Source organism: Pleurocapsa sp. PCC 7319, assembly GCF_000332195.1.
Taxonomy (GTDB): domain Bacteria; phylum Cyanobacteriota; class Cyanobacteriia; order Cyanobacteriales; family Xenococcaceae; genus Waterburya.
The window spans coordinates 924,979-950,609 of record NZ_KB235922.1; the positions used below are offsets into that span (position 1 = coordinate 924,979).

Here is a 25,631-nt window from a genome sequence, read left to right on the forward strand (position 1 = left end):
TTTAAAAGCTATTTTCTCAAATTTTAAAATTTATCGCTCATAAACATCTAGACTCATATTCTTGAATCCTAAAACAGCAACTACACCCTAGTACTTAGCCAGAATGATGTTGACAATTTGGCATAGAATATAGGGTGTCATGAAAATAATTAGCTGTCAAAATTTTTGTGACAAACTAATAGTAAACATAATTAAAAATATTGAGCATAAAATATCTATTTGTTGAACCCTAAGATTTTTAAATGCTTTTCGTATCGGTTACTCACCCTAACAGGAAGTAATAATCAAGTTCCTAGTTGACTACATCGAAAACTCAAAAATATAATTTGTAACCTCCTAAAAACTGGAGGTTACGGGGGTCATACTAGAAATCTTATTTAGGCAGTAAAAGCACTGGCATTTACGAAGGATTCTGACACATCATCTTCGGTTTGAACACCAAATATGATGCTAGTGAAGGTATTGTTACCTTGAGCATCGGCAGTACCAAGTACTTCAGCACCGTTTCCATCTAAACCATCTAAGTCAAGATCAACTGTTTTATTGAATGTTTCGTCGACATCAACGTTAGCATCAACATCTTTATCTAAGTTGAAATTGCTATTGATGTTAATTCCTTGACCACCAAAGATTTCTTCTTCTACAGATTCCAAATAGTTAAGATCGGAAATAATCATTGTTTTTTCCTCTTGTTTGTAGTTGGTTGCTTTAAGCAATCTTGTTTATTTGCTTACTTATTAATTTAATCAAATACATTAGTAACTGGTTGCCATTTTGGCAGATTTATTAAAAAGAAAAAATAGAATCTAAAATTAATCATTAATACCTAAAAGCCTGCACAATTTGCTTGATTAAATTAGAGTTGATTCTGAAAAATGTTGCCATTTTGGCAGATTTTTATCAATCAAGTAATTCCCCATACAAGAAAACCAACAAAAGTAACAAATGTTAGTAAAAGGAGCCCATAATCAGGCGATCGCCTAAGATTTTGTTGATAATCTCGTTATGTAAAGTTCTTTTAATTGGTAAGGAGAAAAAACCTATTTCTTTTCAATATCTAGGCATCTCTACTGTCATAGTGTAATAACCTAAAACAGAATTTGGCAGAACTTACTTGCCATTTTGGCAACTTCTACTCAAACAGGTTATGGCATGATGTTTACATACTCTCGCAGACCTTAGGACTTGCCCAAAATTAACTTCAGTTTTTTGGTTCAATCTAGCAAAACTTAAAACGGGAATTGCAGCTTGTTGTTGGACAACTCCTAATGGCACAAGAGCTTTCTATTCTCTCGGAAAAGGGATTTTTGCCCTAAGCCACTTATTTAGATGAACACACAATGTTTGTATACCCCCGACCGACCTACTTGACAGGCAATTTCTCATCGATGATGCCAGAAGAAATTATTGATTTGTTGAAACAAGAGATGCTCCTCAAAAGTATCTGTCAGAAGGTTATATATCGAAAAGTAATTGAAAAAGCTGCAGCGGAAAGAGGAATTGCAGTCACACCAGAAGAAGTTCAAACTGAAGCAGAAAACATACGTCACAAAAAGCGTTTAGAAAAAGCCTCTGACACCTTAGTCTGGTTGGAGGAACAGATGGTAACTGTAGATGAGTGGGAGCAAGGTATTGCTTCTCGATTGCTAGCTAAAAAATTAGCTGCGCATTTATTCGACAAAGAAGTAGCAAAATATTTTGCTCAGACTCGATTTGATTTTGATCGAGTAATCCTCTATCAAATTGTTGTTCCCTATAAGCAACTGGCTCAGGAAATCTTTTATCAAATTGAAGAAGAGGAAATTAGTTTTTACGAAGCAGCTCACTTATATGATATCGATGAGGAACGTCGGTTTCGCTGCGGCTATGAAGGCAAGCTTCCTCGCTGGAGTCTTAAACCAGAAGTAGCAGCATCTGTCTTTGGTGCCAGTGTCAGAAAAGTATTTGGTCCGCTACAAACAGACCTGGGGTATCATCTCTTTTTAGTAAAAGACTTTATTCATGCTGAATTAACCCCTGAAAAACGTCAGGAAATTATTAATAAGTTATTTAAAGAATGGTTAGAAAGTGAATCAAATTACCTGCTTTACAATCAGCAGCAAAACTGAAATAATGTCTCTAAATTTGTTTGTTCAAGGGCTATTTTACAACATGACTTTTAGCGGTTCTATCTTGAGATTCCTTTAGTCTAATTCTCCGACAGTGATATAGGAGGGATAAAACCAGTTTCCCCTTGAGCCACGTACTTCTTCTGCTAATTGCTGTTGATCGACTACCTCTAAATAGCTGAGGTCGCTTATTTGGGGGCAATTCTTTCGTGGACGAGAGCGGCTAGATTGAACAGATGAACTTTCTCGAACTAAAGAACGTTTATCAGTCTGATTTGACTGATTAGCTGGACGGTTGTCTTTTACCAATCGGTTATAAGTTCGGTAGGGAATGTAGTGTAGTGGATTATATCCGGCAAAGCGGAGAATTAAGACACAAGCCCAAGAATACTTCCCAGCTAAAATTGCCTCGACAACTTGATTAAATTGTTCGGTAGTCATTGCTTTATCAAGTTTACTATTAGAGTAAGAAAACTGCTGATTCATAATTCTTTCCTTATTTTGATTAACTTCTCTTCGGAATCTGCTATCTAAAGAAATACTCTCAATTACATTTTTTTGTTGATTTAACTACTTTTTTTAAACTAGACCAAGATTGTGAGGAATTTATGTGACGCAAGTTTGGCATAATTCGATTCATCTAAATGTTTACATATTGATTCCATCGTCTTTGAGCTGCCTGATCGGGTCTAGCACAACGTCTAGAATACGACGACGGCGAATAATGATGTCGGCAGTAGCTGTTTGACCCGCTTTAAACTTAATTGGTTGCTGATTATCAATTACATGATCTTTTTCAAGCATAATTTCTACCTGATAAACTTCTCCTAACTGCTGGTCAGATTTAGAATCGGCAGAGATAAAAGTTACTTTGCCGGGGATAATGCCATAATCTTGAAAGGGATAAGCATCTAATTTCACTTGTACTGGCATTCCTTCCTTCACCAATCCTGCTTTTTCGTTAGGTAACATTGCTGAAAGAATTAGGGAAGATTCTTGGGGAGCTATTTCAGCTACAGTTTCACCAGCTTGAACGACTCTGCCGGGTTGTTTGATTTCTAGGGATGAGACAATACCATTTACTGGAGCTTTAAAATATTTTTGATTGACTTTGGTTTGGGCACTAGCGAGCAAAGTTTGAGTCTCGGCAATTTTCCCTTTTAGTTCGGCGATCTCCAGTTCAAATTGCTTAATTCTCTGTTGAGCTTCTAGTTTAACCCTTTGTTCTTCTGCTTGTTTTTGGGCTAACTCTATCTGAAGACGTCCGATTTCTTGGACAGTTGAAGCAAGTTCTCCTTGCTGTTGAGTTATGCGAGCTTCTATATCTCGCAGTGCCTGATCGGCTTGAAATATTTGTTCGCTAACATTATTTACATCTTGTAATTGGCTTTGAGGGATTTGCTGTTGCGTCTGGCGCAATTCTTGCTCGGCTTGGAACAGAAATTCTTGGGAAATTGCTCCCTGTTCTACTAAAGGTTTTATTCGTTCAACTCGCTCTTGATAATAGCCGATTTGAGCTTGAAGTTGGTTAAGTCTTTCTTGGGCAATTTGGGAAGTGGGGCTTAACCTAGTTTGTCTTTGTCGATAAGCTTCTCCTTCTATGTCTTGTTGGGCAAGTAAGCGGCGAATAGTTTGGGCTTTTTCCCGTTCTAGGGCGATCGCCGAACGATGAGCTGAGGAAGCCGCCGCCGCTATGGTCGCATTAGTTTGAGATTCTAAGGTTGCTTTAGCGAGTAAATCTTGTTTTTGACTTAATTCCATTCGGTAAGCGTGAAGCATTTGCTCAATTCGCTCAACTTCCTTATTAGCTAATTCCGTATCTAATTCCACCAACACTTGTCCTGCCTTGACTTCTTGCCCCTCCTCGACAGTAACCTCAATTACTTTACCTAACTCAACGGGCTGAATTTTATATGTTTCTCCTTCTGGGATTAATTTTCCATAAGCTTTTCCTATTTGTTCAATTTGACCAAACCAAGCCCAGGCAACAAAGGCAAAGAAAAAAACCGTTCCCCCCAGGATGATACGTTGCGGGAGTACTGATGGTGGTTGATCTAACAAGGTATGCACCGAGGTAGACCAACGCACGATCTCAGTAGAGGAAGCTTTTGAGGGGTTGAGATTCCAAGAATCCGAGGCTAATGTTATGGCTCGATCCTGAGCGACCGAAGTTATTTCAGCTGATGATTTTCGAGGCGGTCTTAAAGCACTGCTGTTCTCCGATAAATCAGACCGATTGGGCACCGCATGATTTGATGAATCAACATTATAAGAATTATCTGTATCATTAGATACCTCGGTATTTAATTTACGTGGCATGATAGTCTTAGTCTGTTTAAAGAATTTCATAGCCTTAATCTATAGTCTTAATACATATCAAAGGACTGTTCATCGAAAGTTATTTGGGGCTCAGACAAACGCTGCCAAGACTATAGACAGTGAGCAACCAGTTGCTTTATACATAATTTCAATATGAGTTTTTTTAAAGAAAAAGTAGACTTTTGGGGTGCCAGTAGCTCCAGCAATCAAAAGCGAGAATAAATAGTTAATCTAGAAGCATTAGTTCTCACGATACTTAAGGCTAGAAACCGCCAAAGTGTTAATTTAGATAACAAGAGTCTAAATTAGGTTGTCAATTGAAAGTAGGAAAGTCCCCTGAGGACCAAGGAAATTTTGCAGGTGATGATCTGCTAATTATCTTTACTTTTGCTAAAATCGCTTTATTTTCCTTACTAAATCAGTGTTTAGGAGTTTGAAAATGTCTGAAAAGTCCTCAGGATGTGAGTTGAGAGATTAGAAACCAAACTAAATAATTAAAGTTCTAAACTTTTACTCTACGAAAAAATTTTACTAAATGAGTAACAAAAATTACTTTTCAGATATGTTCTTAAAACTACAATAGAAATCACTAAAAATTAGTTGTGAGCCGAAACCGCTCAATTATGATTAACAATTAGTCTCTTATATCCATACATATTAAGCATTCATAATAAGCATTCTCATGTTTTTTTGTGGGAGTGTCAATGCCAAATTGGCAGATTTTTAATTACGTAATATTAAGCTTTTCTAGAGATCAAGTTGCTGCTGAGCCAGATAGTAGTAAAGTCCCTGCTGAGACATGAGTTCTTCATGGGTGCCCTTTTCAACCAGAAGTCCTCGATCTAGTACCAGAATGCAGTCGGCATTGTGTACAGTCGAAAGACGATGAGCAATGATAAAAGTGGTGCGATCGCGAGCCAAGCGAGCCAGATTTTGTTGAAATCTTCGTTCAGACTCGGTATCGAGAGAGCTAGTAGCCTCATCCAAAATCAAAATTCGCGGTTCTCCTAATAGAGCACGAGCGATCGCAATTCGTTGTCGCTGTCCCCCAGAGAGGTTAGTACCCCGCTCTCCAACTTTGGTGTTGTAACCTAAAGGCATCCCTTGAATAAATGCATGAGCTTCAGCGAGTTTAGCTACTTCGATGACTCGATCGAGGCTAAATTCAGGTCGATAAAGAGTAATATTTTCGAGAATAGTGCCAGAGAACAAAAAACACTCCTGAGGCACAACTCCAAGTTGCGATCGCAAAGATTGCGGAGAGACATGCTGCAGATCGTGGTCGTCAATCCAGATGTTGCCATTAGTTGGATAATATAAACTCTGAAGTAGCTTAACCAAGGTCGTCTTCCCCGAACCACTACGACCGACTATGGCAACAGTTTGTCCCGCTTTCACCTCAAAGGAAATATTTTGGAGAACGTTGCGTTGTTCATCAGTTTCATAGCGGAAAACAACATCTTGCAACCGCACATCTCCCCGTATAGGTGGTAGCGTTAGCATTTGGTTAGCAGAAGTTTCTTCTGGCTCAGTATCAAAGACATCATTGAGTCGCTCTACGGAGATTAGCACTTCTTGAAGTTCATCCCAAAGACCAACCAAGGCAATCACTGGGCTGATAATATGACCTTTCATCATATTGAAAGCCACATATTGACCAATCGTTAGCTGCCCTTGAATCACGAGAGTTGCTCCGTACCACAGTAAAGCAGTGCCACCAATAGAATTAATTAGTCCACTGAGAAGTCCCAAGTTAATTGCCAGTTTCTGACCTTTAAATCGCACATTTAACTGATGGGTTAAGCTATCTTCCCAACGCCAACGCAACTCTTGCTCTGCCGCAGCTGCTTTCACCGTGGATACTCCCGTCATCATCTCAACCAGCGAGGAGTTTTGATCCGCTGCGGCGTTAAACCGCTCTCGAGATATCTTGCGTAGCAAGGGTGTTGCCCCAAGGGTCAAAATCACTATCGGGGGAATTAATGCTAGCACCAGTACGGTAAGCTGCCAATTGTAATAGAGCATCAGCCCCAAATAGACAAACCCCGTCAGGAAATTTAACCAAGAAAGAAGCACCTGTCCAATCAGAAAACGCTGGATCTTTTGGTTTTCCTGAACTCTGGTAGTAATATCTCCCACTCGGCGAGATTCAAAAAAATTGAGAGGTAGTTTCAGAGCATAGTTGATGAAGCCGCCGATCATAGTCAAATCGAGGCGGTTAGAAAAATAACTCAGTAGATACTTCCGAATCGAAGATAGGAGCATAGCCCCAATGCCAAACATCAAAGCTCCCAAAACGAATACATTGAGGGTACTCTGACTTTTATTGACCATTACTTGGTCAACAATAATCTGGGTAAATAGGGGAGAAATCAGCCCAAAAACTTGGATTAGTATAGAAGCCAAGATAATCTGCAACCCCAAAGAGCGATAAGGCCACAGCAAATGGATAAATCTACTTAGAGAGCGTTTTTCGTTAGGAGTTTCGTATAAACGTTCTGTCGGTTCTGGCAGCAGAGCATATCCGGTCCAGCCAGCCACAAAATCTTGGCGCGAGAGCCGATATTTTCCCTTAGCTGGGTCGGCGACCAAAACTTTATCGCCCTTGATCCAATATACTACGACGTAGTGATCGCCTTGCCAATGGGCTATCCAAGGATTTTTACGATCAACGAGACGACTCAAGCTAGCTCGTACAGGTCTTGCTTGATATCCCAAACTTTCTGCTGCTTTGGATAATCTTTGGAGAGAGGCTCCAGAACGACCAACCCCGGACAGATCGCGTAAGGTGTTAATACTAAATCGCTTGCCCCAGTACTGACTGATCATTGCTAAACAGGTAGCACCGCAGTCTGATGAACTTTGTTGCTCGATAAAAGGATAGTTTCTCCATAAATCCAGTTTACGTTTCAAGGGCTTGGGAAACTCAATCTCTGGAGATTTTGGCTCTTCTTCGACTTTGGGCAGTAATGAGTTGGGAGGATTTCCCGTCTGAGAAATTCGACTAGGAGTAGGAGGAGTTGGTTTGTGACGGAGAACTATCGCATCAGTTTTATGTCCGTTAAGAGCTTCGACTCCTGACTCAGATTTACTACTATCTAAAATTGGAGCGATCGCTGTTACAGCTTCCCAATTTTGTTGGGGTAGCTGATAGACTAATAAATCCGTCTGAGTAACCCAATCTACAGGAGTAAGCACGGGATAACCCCAGTCCAAACCTCTGGGGGAGGGGTGATTCTGAATCTTACCGCGACGTAACCAGAATCGACCTGTCTCTGGAGTAGCAGCTTGAGCGAGGGATTCCCCTTTAGCAATTCGTTTTTCTAATAGATAAGGACAGATTTGCTGTAGTCGATGACTTGGCAGAGAGCGTAAAACAGTAGCAGTTTTAAAAAAGATTAAGCGTTGGCGATGTTGAGCAACAGTCAGACATTTTTTTTGCAGTTCCGGTTCTCTGGCTAAAAAAGGCTGGAGTTTTTCTTGGGAAATTCTGGCTACTCGAACCTTACTTGCAGCGATCGCTCTATAAGTTAAGGAGACTTCACAAAAAAGAGCATCAATACCAAAAGTGTCCCCTTCAGTGAGCAACTGAACCGAGACTTCTCTTTGCTTTTCTGCGTCAAAGCTCAGCAATCTTAGTCTTCCCTGGCAAATTAAATAGAAATACTGAGAATTTTGTTCTTGTTGAGTATTATTTGCTGAAGCAGAAAGGAAATCACCCAGAGAATCGCCGATTTGACCCTCAAACATTTCAAAAGAGTGGCTAAATTCTTTGATAAGCGATTTGTTATGAGGAGTCAACTTTATTTGCATTGAAAGACATTCTAAAATCAAAGAATCATCTTTCCGCAGAGAAGCCTGGAAACCGTTGCTCAGCGCTGGCGAATTGTTCTTCATCGTCAAAAGTTTTACTAGATACCCCTTTCTCGATTGATAACTTCGGATTTAACTGCCTTCATTAACCTACAATTATTCTGAAATGTCATTAAAGATTTGATGAAGATTTACAGATGTAGTCAACAGTAGCCAATGGATTTATAGCGATCGCTAATCGTAAATTATGCCGATTAACCGAGTGGGTCAAAAGAACCTAATTTGAGATTTTTTTAGGCAAAAATAGTCTGCGTGAGACTCAAAAAATTTAATAAGTTAACAATATAAGCAGTATTGGCTCAATATCGATTGACATAATACTAAAACCAAGAAGCAGCAAGGTTTCAGATTACCAGATGAGATGCTAAATCAGTTTTATAAAGTTCTCAACAAGGTGATTTCACCGGGCAAGATATAAAGAAAACTTATTTAATGAAATTTAATAAAAGAGCTTTGCTCCAGCTCTAAGCTTAATTAGCTGATGGTCAATTACCTAAGAGAGTGGACAAAGATAGGATGCTCCCATACAGACTTTTATTAGGACACTTATTACTTATTACTTACGAGTAATCAAATAAACTTGTCTTAATGTAACTTTGTACGGCTATAATCATCTCTTCATCAAAACTTTAATTAAACTTAAAAACTTCATATTATTTTCAGAAAAAAAACAGGTATTTAACCTGATGTTAATCATTTCATTCATGGATATATTGAGAAATACATTCACTATTAAAAAACTGGATTTGTAAGTTTTAATGCGTATTTATTACTTATTTATCTAAAAAAATAATAAACAATGAATAATAAAAAATTTAAGGGAATTATTTTCACAACAGCTTTGACTAGTTTTGCTTTTGCCATATTTCCTACAGCAGCAATCAGCACTACTAATCAAGATAATAATGATAACTTTGGACTAGAATTACATTACTTTGAATCTGCCTATCAATGTGGTGCTGGTGAGATTGATATAGATGTAAAAGTTTATAAAAATGGTCAGTTAATTCAATCCATGTCCAAAGGAGAGCGTCTTTTATTAGACGATGTCGACTCGGTAAATGACTTGAACTTTGAATATGATTCAACAGAATGTAATTTCAATGCCAATATCAATCAATTATTAGGTCCCCAAGATACAGTACCTAATCTTCCTGGAGCTTATGCCCAAACATCTATTCAAGATATGGTCAATAATTTGAATAGTTATGAAGAACTTTTTTTAGTCGAACTTGGGACCACTAATACATCTAGTAGTTATTATGATTTACAAGATGTGGTTTTGGTGGTAGATAACAATCCAGTACTACCCACTACTCAATTACCCGACTAATTTTGATCTTAAAGCTTTTAGCCTTTAGCCTTTAGCTTTTAGCCTTGGTTTGACTGCTAAAAGCGTAATTGAGTTTAAGACTCCGACCTCTTAGGTCGTCGACAATCAGGTAGAGTTTAAGACTCTATTTGATTGAAGCTAATAGCTAATAGCTACGGCGTAGCCGTTTCTTTATTTGGTTATTAAGGCGATCGCCTCTGGCGATCGCCTTTTTTAGTTGCAAACCAATGGTTATTTATAGCACTACGAGAAAACATTAGGACATTTTCTATTCCCTATTCCCTATTCCCTATTCCCTTTGAACAAATATGTTATGTCCTAAGCTTAAAGCGTAATGCTATAACTTGAGTATCGAACGGATGTTCAAAAAGCTTAGAGCTGATAGCTGACCTCACTCTTAAAAATGCCCTGACCCTAACTGAGGTTATTTAACAAATTGAGGCATAATTTCTGCGGCGGTAAACAAACCGGTAATTCCACGACAGTTTAAAGCCATACCTGCTTTAAGATAGCCAAAAGCAGGACCACAAACATTGGCTGCCATACTAGTTTCATCTCCCAAGGTAAAAGTATGGGTCGAAATCTTCCCTTCAAAAGTACGTCCTGTGATCTTAACGTTGGTGCTAAGGGGTTTTTTGGGGTTGCGAGTATCTACTACCCCTCCAACAGTTACGCGATCGCGACTACAAATACCAGCTAACTCCAGCATGATATCGTCGGCGTGTTCCATATTTTCTAGAGAAATAATACCGTCAGTTTTGTCTAATAACATAGCTACTTCTTGATCGGTCATTGCTCTGGCTGTCTCTACGTTATATCCAGGCATATGAGCAATATCTTCTCGGATAGTAGCGCGGTAAGCTTCCCAATTGGCAATTCCTACTCCAAAAGTAATTTTAACGCTGTGTATTTCAGCATAGCTTTGAGCAGCGACCGCTGCTGCTGCAGTTAGCAAACCTGGAGTTGCACCACAACCTGTTAAATATGTAATACCAGCTTGTTGTAGATCTGATTGCAATTCTAATAGTTGTTCTACTGCACTAGTACGTTTTAACGCATCTACTAAGACACCTTGCCATCCAGACTGAATAAACTGCTTAGCTACATCTGCCATGAAGGTATTGGGTAAATTAGGCAAAGCCAAAAAATATCCATCTACCGCAGCATTTTTAATGACATCTTGAATACTGTTACTACTCAGAGTGCCATTTTGAGCTAAATATCCGACCGAATGGCGATCGCGATAGATGGAAATCGCGGCATCAATATTTAATCCTGCCGAATCGTAAACATACCCTTGATGATCTGCTACGACTACCAATTTCATCTCTGCCTTGGGGGCTAATACTTTGGCGGCGGCTTGTCCTAAACCTCCAAAACCTAAAACGCCAACTTTGATGGGACTGGTAGTTTTTTCAATAATCATTTCTAACTCTAACCTCAACACATAACAGATTTTATTATCTGAGTTTGTGGCTTCAATGAGACCAAATAATTAAAAAATTATTGTTACTTCCCAAAAATATATTATTGACCAAATTAAATAATTGTATATTTTTATTAACAAAATATTTTTTGTGACCTTTATCCTCTTGACTCTAAACTTGATATACGGAAAACTTAAAATATGTAGAAGTAAACTAAGCACACTTTATTAATATTTGATAAGATTCTCATAGTATTAAGGCAATTACTCAAAATATTTATCTTGAGAACGATATAACGAAAACTAGCGACTCTGTTAGCTGAAAATTTTTGTTTTCTAGAAGTCAGAGTAAATGCCAAATAAGCGATCGCACTTACATGGAAACACTAGAGTTCATTATTTATCCAGATGGTCGGGTTAAAGAAACAGTTACAGGTATTGTTGGCTCATCTTGTCAAGAGGTGACAGCAGCAATTGAAGCGCAGTTAGGTGTTGTTGTTGACCAGAAAACAACCTCTGACTTCTACGCTCAAAAAGCAACTCAGTCGGCGACCGTAGCTACTCAAAGCAACTACAGCGACTGGTAATTTTAGATAGTTTAATAAAACAGCTTTCGTAAATTTATTTCGATTTCATAGAGGAAATTTATGTCACATTTCAGCAATATCAAAACTAAAATTCGTAATTTAGATTCTTTGAAAGCCGCTTTAAGCGATCTAGATATAGATTGGAAAAATGGACCAGGAATTGTCCGAGGATATCAAGAGCAAACCGTAAAAGCAGATGTGATCGTAGAGCAAGATAATAACTACGATGTAGGATTTAGCTGGAATGGCAAGGAGTATGAGCTTGTAGCTGATTTACAGTATTGGCAAAATCCATTAACCGTAGAAGGGTTCTTGCGTCAAGTTACGCAACGCTATGCTTATCACACAGTAGTTAATGAAACTGCAAATCAAGGGTTTGCCATTACTGAACAAGAAAAAAATCAAGATGGTTCAATTCGCTTAGTTGTTCAACGCTGGAGTGCGTAATGGCCGATTTTTCATCTGAGCAAAAAAGTGGTTTAGAACCAGAATTAGGTGGAATTCTTAGAGATACGGTCGAAAGAAGCGGCTTTGAGCCGGAACTAGGTGGAATCAACCGCCAAAAAGGGGTCTATGTAGATGAAAACATCTGTATTGGCTGCAAACACTGTGCTCATGTTGCTTCTAATACCTTTTACATCGAACCAGACTACGGTAGATCCAGAGTGTTTAATCAAAATGGAGATACGGAAGAATTAATTGACGAAGCGATTGATACTTGTCCTGTTAACTGTATTCATTGGCTTGATTATACAAAGCTCAAGCAAATGGAAGCTGAAAGAAAGTATCAAGTAATTCAAAGTCTGGCAATTCCTCCTGAAATGAGGCGATCGCAGTTAAGTAAAATAGGCAAAATAAACCACACAACCAATAAGTCCTAAAACCTAAAATCTAGTAGAATTGAGTCTCCGATTGCAAATTGCGATGGGAGACTACTTTTATCTAGTTTTTTTGTCCATTAGCTATTGGCTACTAGCTTTAGTTACATGGTCTAAGTAGGTAGGCAGAATAATTTATAAAACCATACTATTAAGCTATTTCCCTATTCCCTATTCCCTTGCCGTAGGCATTTTATATTTAATTACACCCACCTACTTATTTATTCTTGCCAATGTTTTAACTCATTATTCTCGGACAAAAAACTGCGCAGTTTTTGCCGATAAAGATTTCGATACTCTTCAAACTGATACTGGTCAACCCTAATCCCAAAATTAGGATCGGCTTTTCCCTGTATAATTTTGGCTATTTTATTATTTACTATGACTGAATAATGGCTGCCATCAAAAGTATGGTCAGGATTTTTAGTAATTGTTGAAGGAGCTGAAAAATCATACATCGCATCATAACTTTGAGCTAGCTGATGAAATCCCTTTAAATAACAGTCCATTAAACCTCTGCCATAGGTGTCATTGATCATACTCCAGGCAGATCTTGATGGTACATAGCCCACAAACTTGGCTTCAGGAAAAAACTTTCTGAGATTAGCAAAAGTTTCTACTGCAGAAAGATCGCATTGTTGCGGCGGGGCGGGTTTATAAAATTCTGGATTGTAAACTGGTGGATGAGCAAAATCTAATGGTTCAAAATTTCGATCATAATAATTTCCAGGATCGGGACTCAATCCCAGAAGAGTCATAGCAGAAAATAATAATACATCAGCCGATAAATAAGCTTCTAGAGGGGATTTCGTTGCTAGGTTCTCCACATTAAGTGGCTCTTTTTCTGTTCTGTCTTGAGCCACAAAATTGAGACCATCTACCCCTATGTAGACAATTTTAGGTTTTAAACCTTGTGCTTGTAAAAAATCAGCATAATTAACAAAATCAGGTATTTCCGCACCTTTAAGAGCATAGTTGAAACATTTGCTATCTGGGAAATTGGACACTCTTAAGGCGATCGCTCTAGAACTACCCAGAATAATGCAGTCATAGTTTGACTTATCTTTAGTTCTGAGGAATAAATTAGTTTTGGTAATTCTTTCGTTAAAAGCAAAATTCTTACCAGTCAGTATATTGCCATGGCTATACCAAAGAGGATCGATCGCCCAGTTTATGGCTGTAACAGACCCTAATAATAAAAAAGTTACTAGCCCATATAGCTTAAAGCTAAATCCTGAATTTTTATTTTGTGGGGAATCTTGAGATACTGACAAGTCTAGGGGTTTATCTTTATTAAAACTAAATAATTCTGTGGCCGCACTCTTAAGATCCATTTTCTAGATTAGTAAGTAAATAATATGTATTTTGTCTACTTGAGAAATTAAAATTGGAAGTACAAAAATTCACTAACTCGAGCAAAACAAAGTAGTGAAATTGATGTTAGCCCCGCAACAATTACTGTCCAAATTTTATTTGGTCTCCAGGATAAGTATTTCCAGAATTGCTTTTGCCACTGTGGTTGATAAGATTCAACTGGTTCAGTCAAAGTTGGATTGTATATACTCATCCATTGTTGGGTATTAGGAGTAAACCAAGCAATAAATAATAAAATCACAATACCAAAAGTGGCATATTTTTGACTAATACCCACATTAACTGTGAAACCTAGAAAGCCAATTCCTAGATTTCTTAAAAATCCTAAATAAGGTTCAAGAAAGATTGGTAACTCGATGCCATTAAAGCCAAACATGGACTTGAGGATCGCAGTTGCCGTCTCAAAACTATTAGCACGAAAAAATACCCAGGAAATAACTACTGCCATAAAGGTAGCTAACCAGCCCATACCTCGTAGCAACCAATTATCATTTTTCAAATTATGACCTAAAGCTTGACGCAGAGAACGGTATAGATGATTGATAACTAAATAGATACCATGTAAACCACCCCAAAAAATAAATGTCCACCCTGCACCATGCCATAATCCTCCCAGGAGCATTGTAATTAGTAAGTTAGAGTAGCGCCTTAACTCTCCTTTTCTACTGCCCCCAAGAGGAATGTAGATATAGTCACGTAAAAAATGAGAGAGGGTAATATGCCACCTTCGCCAGAAATCAACAATACTGATCGCTTTGTAGGGTGAATTAAAATTTAAGGGCAGTCTAATGCCAAACATATAGGCTGCCCCGATCGCCATATCAGAGTAACCAGAAAAATCAAAATATAGTTGCATAGTATAGCCTAATGCACCAACCCAAGACTCGGAGAAGGTAAGGTCGATTCCTTGAGCAGCAGCAGCAAAAGCCAAATTAGAATATTCAGCAATGCGATCGGCAAAGATCACTTTCTTAAATAAGCCAGCTACAAAAACTGTTAAACCGATGGCTAAGGTTCTTTGAGAAAAACTGTAAGTCGATGCCTTGTCAAATTGTGGTAGTACTTCTTTATGATGTACAATTGGTCCAGCAATTAGTTGCGGGAAAAAGCAAACGAACAACATGTATCTGAGAATACTGTATTCTTTAGTTTCTCCTTTATAAGCATCAACTAAGTAAGCTATTTGTTGAAAAGTAAAAAAAGAAATTGCTAAGGGAATTACTACAGAAGGTACATAAAAATCAGTACCGATAAACTGGTTAACGTTACTAATAAGAAAGCCAGAATATTTAAAGTAGCAAATTAATCCTAAATTGAAAATAATACCGAGAGTAAGTACTGCTTTTTTGGCTGCTCCTTTCGCCAACACATTACCCAATAAGTATCCTAATCCGTAGTTGACAAGGATAGATACGATAATCAAGGGTAAGTTGAGCGGCTTCCACCAAGCGTAAAAAAATAAAGAAGCAAGTACCAGCCACAAGAGCGGCAATTGCTGTTTAACTTGTTTTACTTTCCTGCCTATCCAGAAAAAAACTACCAAGGTAATAGGTAGAAACAGAAAAACAAATTCAAAAGAATTAAATAGCATGATTTCGACTTTAAGTTAATAGATAGTCATTTGTTATCAATGATTTGCTTTATATATGCCAGATTGATAACAATCATGTTGAAAAATCAATAATAACCATAACGTTTCTTAGATTTTTTAGCTGTTTATCTAGCACATTATCTACATTATCTATTCATTTTCTCTATTAGTGAGAAGCTGCTCGATTATCCTCCGGAAGAGTATTTAAAAATACTTTTTACCCAATAAGTATTACTTCAGTATGAAGTTAGAAAAAAGATTATAATTATAAGCAAACATTAGCAGATAGAATATCTCAATTAATACTCTTTGACTCCTCACCGTCCTAAAGAGTCGGTGATTCTGGTTGTTAGTTTTTAGTTTTTAGTTCAAATTGACTACTAATTACTAATTACTAATTACTAAAAGAAGTCTTCCTAGAAGAAAGAGGCTTTAAACCCAGAACGATGGTAAATAGTATTTTAAAATAATATAAGATGATTTTTATACTCTATTTCTCGTTACTTGCTCACATAAATTATTTAGTAACTCAAATATAATATGTACAAATCTAGTAAATTACTACTATATTTAATCAATTGTGAATTTTAACCATAGTTTTTTATTTGTATTCTAAGATATTTTTAGTTATATAATCTGCTATTTTTTTATTGGCTAATGCATTGGGATGCGAATCATATTTACTTATTTGATATCTAGAAGGATTATTATCATAATCAGGAATAATATCATTGATTAAATGTATTTTAAGATTATGAGCTTTCAAACCTTCAATAATTTCTTGTTTGTTGGTAGCATCACTTGTATTCCAAAAAATCACATGAAGTTCGCTATCTGGATAATCAGTTTTAAAAGTATCACTGAAACTATCAACTATTCCAACTAATAAATCTATATCATCTTGCTTAATAGGTCGTGGCTTGAAAAAAATTTTTTCTAAAATTAGAGATTTTTGTAAGTTTTTCTGGATTTTTATAGTTATAAAATTGCTAGGAATCAGGCTATGATCGCCGAAATTACCATCTCTAACAACTTCTCCATTTTCATTCAAGATAAACCTGGGTCCATTAGGATCCCAAGCAGATAAGCCTGCTACACGAGGTACATGATCGCTAATAACCTGAAAAATGGCATATTTTGGTTGACATTTGGCAATTTCAGCAATTCTTCCTTGCTCTAAAGAGGCTAGCATTTGATGAGGACCATACCCACGGAATGCAAAGTTATAGAACTGAAACTGTTGATTGGTTTTTAAACTAGTAATGTGCGGTAAAGTTTCTTGATCATTAACTCCTTCTCCAAAGGTTAGGGAATCACCCAAGAATAGGATACATTCTTGTTCGTTAGGGTCTTGAGGAGGAGGAGTAGCCCGTAATCCATTTTTATCAATAGTATAAACTACATCAAAAACCAATTCATCAAAAAATTTCTTAGTTGTATTTACAGCTATATTTTTCTTAGGAGCATAACCAAGAAGATCATTTTCTGTATACCAAAGAATGGGATTACCAGCCCGATCGCGATTATATTCGGTAATACCGTAACGCTCAATTTCTCTAGTACCCAAATAAATTTCATAAATTCCTAAGATCATCAATACTAGGCTAATGTTGAAGTAAATTAATTGCGCTGAACTACTTTTTTTACTGGTTCTGGCTGCATAAAAAAAGACCATAAACCATAAAAGAAAAATCCAAGCAAAAGGAATTATAAAAAACTCCAGGGACGCTATAGAGGTTACTGTAGCGATTAAAATTAGTAGATAACGCAACATAAATTAAGTTAGAAAATCAAGCACTACTTCATGTAAAATTTGATTGCTAATTAACAATATTCGCGTCTGAAGCGTCAGTCTAATGTAGCAAATTTAAATCAAAATAAGATAATTGTTAGGAGTCAAAAGATTTTCGATCTGACTCCTAACTTATGATTTAGATAGTTAAAATATAGTGTAAATAAAAGGTGCGATCGCCGAACCTTGAGTCAAAACAATTAAAGCTCCTAAAAGAACTAAACAAATAATGAGTGGGGCAAGCCAAAACTTTTTCCTTTCGTAAATGTATCCCCAAAGATCGCTAACAAATTCCCAAGTATTTGCAAACATTAATAAGGCTTCTCCATATTCGATTGTTTAATCGGGGTGCTATCAATCCGATATGTTATGAGCTTGTGATTCAGTTTTTGTTCTAAGGGATCGTCATTTAAAAGACGCATTATGATTCCCATAGGAAACAAAACAAGATAATAAACTATACCCAGAATAATTCTGGTATTAATCCAACCCAATACCAGACCAATACGCATCCAAACGTTATAGACCGGCTTCAGACTATTTGGACTTAAAATTCCTACAAACCATAAGGGTAAAGCAATTATCCAAGGCCAAATAGCCATACTATGACCTCTAATTAAAGGTAATAATAAGCTAAACAACACCACAAAAATTGCTCCGGTAATTAAGCCAAAATTGCGTAATTGCTGTCGGTTAAGTGTCGGTATTTCATGCATCATAATAGTGTCTTAATCTAACTCAAATTCCTCTTGCCAAGAATCATCTTTCTGCCAGGCAGGTTGGTCAGTTTTGGCTAGTAGAAAATTTTCCAGTACTAAATAGTCCATTTCTGTCCGCATGAAGCAACGATAAGCATCTTCTGGTGTACAAACGATCGGCTCTCCACGAACATTAAAAGAAGTATTGACAATCGCACCACAACCCGTTTTAGTTTCAAACTGACGAATTAATTCGTAATAGCGCGGATTGGTCTCTTGATGAACTGTTTGAATGCGAGCAGAATAATCTACATGAGTGACAGCAGGAATTTTAGAACGAGGAACTTTTAACTGGTCGATGCCAAATAATTCTTGCTGTTGTGGTGTCATCGAGAGGCGTACATCTTCTTGCACTGGGGCTACCATCAACATATAAGGACTGGAGCGATCGATCTGAAAATAGTCTGTAACTCGATCAATTAATACTGAAGGAGCAAAAGGTCTAAAAGACTCTCGATATTTAATTTTCAGGTTCATCACTGATTGCATCTTGGGACTGCGTGGATCGCCTATAATAGAACGACCTCCTAAAGCTCTCGGTCCAAATTCCATCCTGCCTTGAAACCATCCCACCACATTTTCTGCCGCCAGTATCTCGGCTAGTTTCGGCAATAGTTGTTCATCTTCGAGATAGTGATATTTGGCTTCAACTCGATCTAAATAACTGCTAATTTCTGTTTTACTAAACCTGGGTCCTAGGTAAGAACCGCACATTTTATCCTTGCCGTTAACTGAACGCTGTTGGTCATGATATTGATGCCAAATTGCTAGGGCTGCACCGATCGCACTACCAGCATCTCCTGCTGCTGGTTGAATCCAAATGTCCTTAAAGATTCCTGCTCGTAAAATCTTGCCATTGGCAACACAGTTGAGTCCTACCCCACCAGCCAGACATAAATAATCTTGTTGTAACTCTTGTTTGACTGTGCGACATAAGTCCAACACAATTTTTTCTGTTACTTTTTGGATCGAAGCGGCAATATCCATCTCACGCTGAGTTAGCTTGCTTTCTGGTTTACGGGGAGGAGCACCAAATAACCGGTCAAACTTACGGTTAGTCATGGTAACACCTGTAGCGTAATTGAAATAATTCATATTCAGCCGAAATGTACCATCTCCTTTTAATTCCAGAAGATTATCCAAGATTAAATTTTCATATTTTGGTTCTCCATAGGGTGCTAACCCCATGAGCTTGTATTCACCCGAATTAACTTTAAATCCCGTATAGTAAGTGAAAGCTGAGTAAAGCATACCCAAAGAATGGGGAAAGTTAAGCTGCCATTTAGGTGTTAACTGATTACCATCCCCCAACCAAACGGACGAAGTCGCCCATTCACCAACAGCATCAAGACAGAGAACTGCTGCCCGTGGGAAGGGACTAGGGAAAAAAGCAGCAGCAGCATGGGATTGATGGTGTTCGGTAAATAGTAATTTGGGCAATTGAGATTGTTTACAATCCCCTAGAGAAGCTAGTTCTCTTTTCAGGACTGCTTTGAGATAGAGTTTTTCTTTAAGCCATACTGGCATCGCCATCAGAAAAGAGTTAAAACCCTTTGGCGCGTAAGCTAGATAGGTCTCTAACAAACGTTCAAAAGTGATAAAAGGCTTTTCATAGAAAACAATATTGTCTAGATCTTTAAGTCTAATCCCTACTTCTTGGAGACAGTAAGAGATCGCTTTATAGGGAAATCTAGCATCATGTTTCTTCCGAGAAAAACGCTCTTCTTGAGCGGCAGCTACAATTTCGCCATCAATGACTAAAGCTGCTGCACTATCATGGTAGTATGCAGATATTCCTAGTATTTTCATGACTTTGTTATGCTTTGCCCAAAATTATAGAGCAAAGTGTAGTGATTAATATTTGATCGAGACAAACTTCTTGAAACCTTTACATGAAACAACTTAGCGATGTACTACTTTAAGTAGTTTATATGAGCTTTCATGAGGTTTATGGGGAATATCTAGGCTGCAAAAAATTGCAAAAAAACTGTAAAAATGCAAAAAAACTGCAAAAATGACCTATGGCTGTTCACGACGCAACAAAATAAAAACGATCGACCAGAGGCAAACTAACCTGAGAGAATCTGAAATGAGAGTTGCCCAGGCTGCACCTTGCCAGGAAAATTGTGGAATAAGTACTATGTTTAAGATCACGTTGATGATAGCGGCTGCTACTTGTACTATGCTGCGGGCTTTTTGATGTCCTGAACCAGTCAGGGTATCAGCAGCCAGATACTGAAAAGCGGCGATCGCCGGTAAGGGTGACAACCATAATAAAGCTTCAATCGCTTCTCGATATTCCTCCCCTAAAATTACAGGAATATACGGAGCCAGAACCCAATAGCCAATAATGCTGGCGATCGCATAAAAGGCAATCATAGGTAATAAACGTCTAGCAAAACCCAAACTACCTTTGATTCCAGAAGCCCCATGCTGAAAAAATCTAGTATAAGTAGCGCCAGACAAGGCAAATAAGGGCACGTTACCCACATCAATAAAACGATAGGCTGAGCCATAGATACCTGTTGCGGCAACACTAGATAATTTTCCCAACATAGATTTATCTAGATTCGCATTGATGTTATTTGCCGAAGCACTAATGGAAAAATATAATCCCTCTTCAACATTAGATTTTAAATGAGACCATATAGGACGGGGAGAACCTAGCATCTTATTAACTAGTAAAATAGCGATCGCAGCAGTAATTACCGAACTAGTAAGATATAAGTAACTCCAATTAGTAATATTTGGTTGAGCAACAAATACCGACAAAGATAAAGCAGCCAGTAATTTGCCACAATTGCTGAATATTCCCAGTTGGGCTGTCTTTTTTACTAAATCACCGGCAATTAATGCTTTGAGGCTGATATCAAATAATCCCAAGCAAAGCAAATCTGCCAACAAAATTAGCAGAATTGTCCCCCAAGCAAGTTCTGTAGGGAAAATGACAGGAGAAAGCAACAACAAAATAATAGTTATAGCAGCTCCATTAGCAGTTAATAGAACCAAAGTATTGCCCCAAAATGTCTGAAAAGAGCTTCTATTGGTAGCAACATTTTTGACCAAAACATGATCGCTACCTAGAGCAACAAAAGGAAAAACAATGTTAGCTGCGGCAGTGATGACGAGAAAAGAACCATAATTTTCTTTTCCTAATAGGCGGGCAACAATAATAAAATACCCTGCTTGAATGATTACGGTGAATAATTTAGACAATAATAGCCAAAATGTATCCCTTGCCAAACTACTCTGCAATAAATTTGTAGTTTTTAACCTAATCTCCGCTAGATTCATGATTTATTTGGTATTTCCTGAATATTCAAACTCAAATTATTCAGAAATTGCATATTGATTATTTTTAGCTATGACTAAAGAGTAGGATACTGCGACATAAATCGCCCAAAAGGAGCTACTCAGATCTGAAAATGTTCCTTCCGTTAAATTTGATAAAAAGATATACGTCAAAATGAGGAGAGGCCAGAATCCCTCAGGACTGTTAGTTTTTCTCAACAATGCTAGCGACTGTGTTGTAGTACTTAAAAAACTGGCAACAAAAACAGCTAAACCTACAAATCCTATTGATAGCCAAAGATCCAGAAATCCATTGTGAGAATAAATGACTGGTATTCTCACTGCCAACTGTATATAGGCAGAAGGACCGCTTAAACCATTCCAAAATGCAGCTAATCCATAACCCAACCAAGGACGAAGCTGAATTTGTTCCCATACAGCTTGCCAGATAAAAATTCTACCTGACAACGTGGCATCTTTGCCTACAGAACTAAACAGAGTATCTGAACCTATGTATCCAGCAATCCAAATTAAACTGGCAATACCCACAATGGTCACAGCTAAGACGGCTGAAACCATTACTTCATATCGCCAACGAAAAATACGATAAACCAGGCACAACATCAGCATGACGGCAAAAGTAGCTAAAGCTGTTGTTGATTTAGACATAACCATGGTGGCGCAGCTAAGGACGAGTAGACACCAATAGATCCAACTATATTTACCTCCTCGAAGAGCATTTAACCAAAAGATTACTCCTCCAGGTGCCATAAAGGCTCCAAATTGGTTTTTATGAGTAAAAACTCCCCGCATCGCACCTTCATGAATTCCACCCATTATCCCGTAATAGGGTATGGCGATTACAAATAATAAGCTCAAAATTAGCAATATACCGTAAGTCCAGCCAATAAGTTTCAATTGTTCCTCTAGAGTGTAGCGAGTTGCCAAATAAAGACCAAAACCTGTGGTACCAATCGCATACACAGTAAACCTCATAGTTTGGCTGGGATTAATTGACCAAAAATAAGAGAAACAAACGATTCCGATGAGAATCCAAAGAAGTTTATTACTAGAAATGGTTGCCAGTACTTTTTTCCAGCGTAAGGCTAATAAGATGAAGGTCACAAAATAGATCAAGACCGATATTTTTGCATGGAGAGAAAGATCGAAGTTCGCAATGATAATGCCGTCTCCCTCATTTGCTCCTTTAATTAAAAATAGAGGTGTAATAGCTTGAGATATATGAATTAAAGTGCAGATTGAAAAAACTATTTCAAATATTCTGAGTATATTATTTGTGCTTTTTGCCATAATCTAAATACTATCAAATTGAAACAAATTTAAAAATAAATCTAAAATATTTTCTGAACTTTAGTTTTATAGATAGTTTTTGGTCGGCTAAATCTTTATTTTTAACGCCAGCAAAATATCTTTTAAACTCTACTTTTTAATGTAAGCAATCAAAAGTCAAATTAATATACTTAATCGCTTGGAGAAAAAAATAGATAATATTTGGTTATCGAAAACAGTAATCAGCTTATTTATAAAATCAATCAAAACATAAGGACAGATAAGTATCTGTCTTAAAGCACTCAAAAGTTTTTTTTGTTTAAAGTATTCTACTGTACGATAGTAAGCTAGCCTGTTTTTAAAAGTTTTGAGATTTTGATATATTACTTTAAGTAGTTCAGGATTTGCTTCAGAAACGTTTTCAAAATTTATAAAGCTTTGAGTTATTTCCCAAGACTGGGCTAAATACTCGGTTGGCTTTCTGCTAGAAAGAGACAGGTCACGAATTCGATAATAATAATAGGGATGAGCTATTAGTAAAAAACGCGCTTTCTTGAGCAAACATTGTAAATAAAGCACAAAATCTTCCCCGACACTAATTAATTCGTTGTACTCAAGATTGTGTTTGTGCAAAAATTCTCGTTTGATCAAGGGTTTAGTATAGCCATAACTCCATTTTTTGGGAGCATTTATCGGAGCAGGGCGATCGGTTTGCACGAATCTAGCAGCGTCGATTAATTCCCAAGAGATAATCTGTTGTTGATTTTCTTGTAGCAAAGTACTCCAAGGAGATTTTTCTTGTTCTCGAACTAAAAATAAATCATCGGCAACCAGATCGGCATTTTGTTCTAATGCAACTTTTAGCAAATTTTCTAACCGTCTAGGTGCATACCAATCGTCTGAATCGAGAAGAGCAATCCAGTTTCCCTGTGCTCTTCTAATTCCCAAATTGCGAGCGCAACTTACGCCTCTATTTTGCAAATTCTCAATAATTGTGAGTCGATGATCATTAAAGCTTCGAGCAATTTTTAGAGTTGAATCGGTTGAAGCATCATCAACTAAAATAATTTCAAAATTGTGGTAAGTTTGCGCAAAAACTGATTTTAGAGCTTGAGCGATATAATCTTCACTGTTATACGCAGGTATTACAACTGATACTACTGGTTTCATCAATCTTGATTGTCCAAATAAAGCATGCTTGTAACTTACAATCCAAATAATTATTTAATATTTTGTTACTTTGCTTATCGCTCAAATATTAAATATTCATTAAAATTTAAGACATTTTTATGAAGTCATGCCAACTATACTGAACCAGAAGCATTTTGAAACAAGGTTTTTCCATCAAAATACTGGGGGATTTCTGCGTTCATTAAATTTAAAATGGTGGGAGCTAAATCTACGGTCTCACCTGAAGAAAAACCCGTCCCAGCAGGAACATCGGGTCCTTTTGCCAGTAGAAAACCTTGACCTTTATGACCACCGGCACGGCAGTGAGTTAACGGACCAACCCGTCCCAATCTTGAACTGTCAACTACATCTGTAATTGGTTCTTGCCATATTACAACTAGGTCTGCATCTGGTAGCTTAGGATTGTCGTCTAGGGGCGTGGAATGAGTTTTAACTACTTGTTTAACTACTCGATGTCCGTTTCTACCGTCTACAAGGTCATGGAGAATTTCGGTTAATTCTGTACATAAAGCATCATACTCAGAAGCCTCAACAACTCCATCACGATCTCTTCCCTTGAGGTTAATCCGAATATGACCATTGGTAAATGCTGGTAAAGCAAATGCTTTCATTTCTGGCCACAGAGGAGAATACCACATACTGGGCATCCAGCCCATAGCTAATTCCTGCTCTATTGGCTCATCTAATAAGCTATAAGGAGAAAGCAAACCATGTTTTGAACCTCTCAAAAATTTTTTATGAGTCCAAGTACGGAATAATTTTTTCAGGGGATTGGGTTCGTAAACTTGACTCCAAATCTCTCCCGGCCAAGAGTTCCTAATCGGTTTAGTTACAATCGGATCTGGAGTAGAGCCAACTTTACCAGGAGCGATCGCCGCTTTACCAAAGTGAAAGCGATATAGTAACTCTGGTAATACAGCCATACTTAATAGATCGGTAAAATTGGCTGCCATACCATGAACGGAAAAACATAATACATTAACATCTTGGGGAGCAGACTCTAAAATCTCGCCAATAGCAGTATCAACTTGCTGATAGACATTTAATACTGGATCGGGTTTAGTTCCTTTGTTACTGAGAAAGTTATATACAGGGTGATCTGCCTGGCTATGGTTGTATAAGTCATGACCTACAGTATGAGTTTCCCCAAATACCATCAAAAACAAATCCCATTGTTCCTGTTTTAGTAGTTCACAGGCGATCGCGCAGTGTCCCTCGATGCTTTGTGTCAAAGCTTCTTGAATCCAAGTGACATATTTAGGGTTCCACCATAAACCATTATCATTATGTAAAACTGGATTTTTGCCGTATTTTTGAATAATCTGGTCGAAAATTTCGGGGGGATTAGAAGCGCTCACAGTATAGGGATAATGTCCTCCCCAACCTAAAATTTGCACTCCATTAAGATTATTAGTAAGAGTTGTAACGGGAACATCCAAGACTGCTACTTTGTAATTTTCTCCCAGAGCATAAAAAGGAGGATATTCTTGATAGTCATAACCGCTGGTAACAATATCACAGACTATTTTGTAATTGTCTGGATTGTAGCTAACAGTATCCCAATAGCCTAAAGTATCAGCACGACATCCTGTAGAAAAAGTTGCCCACAGAGGCTCTGTGGTCGAATATTCTGTCGGGACACCGCAGTAATTTACTGTATTATCTAAACGTCCATAAATTCCTGCTTGACAAATCCTGCTTAGATTAGGTAGGTGTCCTGCCGCCATCCAGTCTTCAATTAATCTAGGTTCAGCAGCATCTAAACCAAGCACGATTGTTGATTGTTTCATTTTATGATGTATGAGAGCAGCTCCAAGTAA

Annotated in this window: 20 protein-coding genes; 5 read left to right on the top strand and 15 right to left on the bottom strand. The window is 37.6% G+C overall.

Translation table 11 applies throughout. The annotated features are described in order from the left end of the window. Positions 1-377 precede the first annotated feature (377 nt). Entirely contained in the window at positions 378-677 is a 300-nt protein-coding gene (locus PLEUR7319_RS0108335) for a hypothetical protein (protein ID WP_144054272.1), read from the bottom strand. A 663-nt stretch (positions 678-1,340) separates the two neighbouring features. Here PLEUR7319_RS0108335 and PLEUR7319_RS0108340 point away from each other — a divergent pair. Continuing rightward, the gene (locus PLEUR7319_RS0108340; RefSeq protein WP_144054273.1) at positions 1,341-2,108 is read left to right on the top strand and encodes a peptidylprolyl isomerase; all 768 of its coding nucleotides are present in this window, start codon (positions 1,341-1,343) and stop codon (positions 2,106-2,108) included. Positions 2,109-2,183: 75 nt separating this feature from the next. Here the strand turns inward: PLEUR7319_RS0108340 and PLEUR7319_RS0108345 are convergent, their stop codons facing one another. The 3 genes from PLEUR7319_RS0108345 to PLEUR7319_RS0108360 form a co-directional block, all read right to left on the bottom strand. Beyond that, entirely contained in the window at positions 2,184-2,594 is a 411-nt protein-coding gene (locus PLEUR7319_RS0108345) for a HetP family heterocyst commitment protein (protein WP_019504763.1), read from the bottom strand. 162 nt (positions 2,595-2,756) lie between these two features. Continuing rightward, positions 2,757-4,427, bottom strand: a complete 1,671-nt coding sequence (locus PLEUR7319_RS0108350; protein ID WP_019504764.1) for an HlyD family efflux transporter periplasmic adaptor subunit — start codon at positions 4,425-4,427, stop codon at positions 2,757-2,759. 747 nt (positions 4,428-5,174) lie between these two features. Then, positions 5,175-8,324, bottom strand: coding sequence for an ABC transporter transmembrane domain-containing protein (locus PLEUR7319_RS0108360; RefSeq protein ID WP_019504766.1), 3,150 nt, complete (start codon positions 8,322-8,324; stop codon positions 5,175-5,177). Between the two features lie 775 nt (positions 8,325-9,099). Here PLEUR7319_RS0108360 and PLEUR7319_RS34610 point away from each other — a divergent pair. After that, positions 9,100-9,633, top strand: coding sequence for a hypothetical protein (locus PLEUR7319_RS34610; RefSeq protein WP_019504767.1), 534 nt, complete (start codon positions 9,100-9,102; stop codon positions 9,631-9,633). Between the two features lie 424 nt (positions 9,634-10,057). Here PLEUR7319_RS34610 and PLEUR7319_RS0108370 read toward each other — a convergent pair whose 3' ends face one another. Continuing rightward, the gene (locus tag PLEUR7319_RS0108370) at positions 10,058-11,059 is read right to left on the bottom strand and encodes a hypothetical protein (RefSeq protein ID WP_019504768.1); all 1,002 of its coding nucleotides are present in this window, start codon (positions 11,057-11,059) and stop codon (positions 10,058-10,060) included. 377 nt (positions 11,060-11,436) lie between these two features. On the opposite strand from PLEUR7319_RS0108370, the gene PLEUR7319_RS0108375 reads away from it, so the two are divergent. From PLEUR7319_RS0108375 to PLEUR7319_RS0108385, 3 genes are read left to right on the top strand one after another with little or no spacing between them, the layout of a single operon-like run. After that, positions 11,437-11,646 carry a DUF2997 domain-containing protein gene (locus PLEUR7319_RS0108375; RefSeq protein ID WP_019504769.1) on the top strand — a complete coding sequence of 70 codons (210 nt, stop codon included), beginning with the start codon at positions 11,437-11,439 and terminating at the stop codon, positions 11,644-11,646. 60 nt (positions 11,647-11,706) lie between these two features. Then, positions 11,707-12,093, top strand: a complete 387-nt coding sequence (locus PLEUR7319_RS0108380) for a DUF1257 domain-containing protein (RefSeq protein WP_019504770.1) — start codon at positions 11,707-11,709, stop codon at positions 12,091-12,093. Beyond that, complete coding sequence (locus PLEUR7319_RS0108385) at positions 12,093-12,527, top strand: ferredoxin (RefSeq protein ID WP_019504771.1); 435 nt, start codon at positions 12,093-12,095, stop codon at positions 12,525-12,527. Before PLEUR7319_RS0108380 ends, PLEUR7319_RS0108385 begins: the two co-directional genes overlap by 1 nt. A 218-nt stretch (positions 12,528-12,745) precedes the next feature. On the opposite strand, the gene PLEUR7319_RS0108390 is transcribed toward PLEUR7319_RS0108385, so the two are convergent. From PLEUR7319_RS0108390 to PLEUR7319_RS0108435, 10 genes are all read right to left on the bottom strand, one after another. Beyond that, positions 12,746-13,858: a hypothetical protein gene (locus PLEUR7319_RS0108390; RefSeq protein WP_019504772.1), complete on the bottom strand. Its 1,113-nt coding sequence runs from the start codon at positions 13,856-13,858 to the stop codon at positions 12,746-12,748. A 47-nt stretch (positions 13,859-13,905) separates the two neighbouring features. Then, complete coding sequence (locus PLEUR7319_RS0108395; protein WP_019504773.1) at positions 13,906-15,489, bottom strand: MBOAT family protein; 1,584 nt, start codon at positions 15,487-15,489, stop codon at positions 13,906-13,908. A gap of 601 nt (positions 15,490-16,090) precedes the next feature. Further along, positions 16,091-17,263 (bottom strand): hypothetical protein, encoded by a 1,173-nt coding sequence (locus PLEUR7319_RS0108400; RefSeq protein ID WP_019504774.1) that lies wholly within the window; start codon positions 17,261-17,263, stop codon positions 16,091-16,093. Between the two features lie 165 nt (positions 17,264-17,428). Continuing rightward, entirely contained in the window at positions 17,429-17,593 is a 165-nt protein-coding gene (locus PLEUR7319_RS41585) for a DUF5989 family protein (RefSeq protein ID WP_019504775.1), read from the bottom strand. After that, complete coding sequence (locus tag PLEUR7319_RS0108410) at positions 17,593-18,000, bottom strand: SxtJ family membrane protein (RefSeq protein ID WP_026102393.1); 408 nt, start codon at positions 17,998-18,000, stop codon at positions 17,593-17,595. Before PLEUR7319_RS0108410 ends, PLEUR7319_RS41585 begins: the two co-directional genes overlap by 1 nt. A gap of 9 nt (positions 18,001-18,009) precedes the next feature. Further along, positions 18,010-19,848, bottom strand: a complete 1,839-nt coding sequence (locus PLEUR7319_RS0108415; RefSeq protein ID WP_019504777.1) for a carbamoyltransferase — start codon at positions 19,846-19,848, stop codon at positions 18,010-18,012. A 210-nt stretch (positions 19,849-20,058) separates the two neighbouring features. Next, positions 20,059-21,333, bottom strand: a complete 1,275-nt coding sequence (locus PLEUR7319_RS0108420; RefSeq protein WP_019504778.1) for a lipopolysaccharide biosynthesis protein — start codon at positions 21,331-21,333, stop codon at positions 20,059-20,061. Between the two features lie 36 nt (positions 21,334-21,369). Continuing rightward, the gene (locus PLEUR7319_RS0108425) at positions 21,370-22,641 is read right to left on the bottom strand and encodes an O-antigen ligase (RefSeq protein ID WP_019504779.1); all 1,272 of its coding nucleotides are present in this window, start codon (positions 22,639-22,641) and stop codon (positions 21,370-21,372) included. A gap of 156 nt (positions 22,642-22,797) precedes the next feature. Further along, positions 22,798-23,790, bottom strand: a complete 993-nt coding sequence (locus PLEUR7319_RS0108430) for a glycosyltransferase family 2 protein (RefSeq protein WP_019504780.1) — start codon at positions 23,788-23,790, stop codon at positions 22,798-22,800. Positions 23,791-23,924: 134 nt separating this feature from the next. Then, positions 23,925-25,601, bottom strand: coding sequence for an alkaline phosphatase family protein (locus PLEUR7319_RS0108435; RefSeq protein ID WP_019504781.1), 1,677 nt, complete (start codon positions 25,599-25,601; stop codon positions 23,925-23,927). Positions 25,602-25,631: the final 30 nt, after the last annotated feature.

What these genes read in the sequence shown, in the direction of transcription:
- PLEUR7319_RS0108430 (WP_019504780.1), bottom strand. Translation starts at nt 23,790, where the DNA reads ATGAAACCAGTAGTATCAGTTGTAATACCTGCGTATAACAGTGAAGAT.
- PLEUR7319_RS0108385 (WP_019504771.1), top strand. Translation starts at nt 12,093, where the DNA reads ATGGCCGATTTTTCATCTGAGCAAAAAAGTGGTTTAGAACCAGAATTA.
- PLEUR7319_RS0108420 (WP_019504778.1), bottom strand. Translation starts at nt 21,333, where the DNA reads ATGAATCTAGCGGAGATTAGGTTAAAAACTACAAATTTATTGCAGAGT.
- PLEUR7319_RS0108345 (WP_019504763.1), bottom strand. Translation starts at nt 2,594, where the DNA reads ATGAATCAGCAGTTTTCTTACTCTAATAGTAAACTTGATAAAGCAATG.
- PLEUR7319_RS0108390 (WP_019504772.1), bottom strand. Translation starts at nt 13,858, where the DNA reads ATGGATCTTAAGAGTGCGGCCACAGAATTATTTAGTTTTAATAAAGAT.
- PLEUR7319_RS0108400 (WP_019504774.1), bottom strand. Translation starts at nt 17,263, where the DNA reads ATGTTGCGTTATCTACTAATTTTAATCGCTACAGTAACCTCTATAGCG.
- PLEUR7319_RS0108425 (WP_019504779.1), bottom strand. Translation starts at nt 22,641, where the DNA reads ATGGCAAAAAGCACAAATAATATACTCAGAATATTTGAAATAGTTTTT.
- PLEUR7319_RS0108435 (WP_019504781.1), bottom strand. Translation starts at nt 25,601, where the DNA reads ATGAAACAATCAACAATCGTGCTTGGTTTAGATGCTGCTGAACCTAGA.
- PLEUR7319_RS0108360 (WP_019504766.1), bottom strand. Translation starts at nt 8,324, where the DNA reads ATGAAGAACAATTCGCCAGCGCTGAGCAACGGTTTCCAGGCTTCTCTG.
- PLEUR7319_RS0108380 (WP_019504770.1), top strand. Translation starts at nt 11,707, where the DNA reads ATGTCACATTTCAGCAATATCAAAACTAAAATTCGTAATTTAGATTCT.
- PLEUR7319_RS0108340 (WP_144054273.1), top strand. Translation starts at nt 1,341, where the DNA reads ATGTTTGTATACCCCCGACCGACCTACTTGACAGGCAATTTCTCATCG.
- PLEUR7319_RS0108350 (WP_019504764.1), bottom strand. Translation starts at nt 4,427, where the DNA reads ATGCCACGTAAATTAAATACCGAGGTATCTAATGATACAGATAATTCT.
- PLEUR7319_RS34610 (WP_019504767.1), top strand. Translation starts at nt 9,100, where the DNA reads ATGAATAATAAAAAATTTAAGGGAATTATTTTCACAACAGCTTTGACT.
- PLEUR7319_RS0108375 (WP_019504769.1), top strand. Translation starts at nt 11,437, where the DNA reads ATGGAAACACTAGAGTTCATTATTTATCCAGATGGTCGGGTTAAAGAA.
- PLEUR7319_RS0108415 (WP_019504777.1), bottom strand. Translation starts at nt 19,848, where the DNA reads ATGAAAATACTAGGAATATCTGCATACTACCATGATAGTGCAGCAGCT.
- PLEUR7319_RS0108395 (WP_019504773.1), bottom strand. Translation starts at nt 15,489, where the DNA reads ATGCTATTTAATTCTTTTGAATTTGTTTTTCTGTTTCTACCTATTACC.
- PLEUR7319_RS0108335 (WP_144054272.1), bottom strand. Translation starts at nt 677, where the DNA reads ATGATTATTTCCGATCTTAACTATTTGGAATCTGTAGAAGAAGAAATC.
- PLEUR7319_RS0108410 (WP_026102393.1), bottom strand. Translation starts at nt 18,000, where the DNA reads ATGATGCATGAAATACCGACACTTAACCGACAGCAATTACGCAATTTT.
- PLEUR7319_RS41585 (WP_019504775.1), bottom strand. Translation starts at nt 17,593, where the DNA reads ATGTTTGCAAATACTTGGGAATTTGTTAGCGATCTTTGGGGATACATT.
- PLEUR7319_RS0108370 (WP_019504768.1), bottom strand. Translation starts at nt 11,059, where the DNA reads ATGATTATTGAAAAAACTACCAGTCCCATCAAAGTTGGCGTTTTAGGT.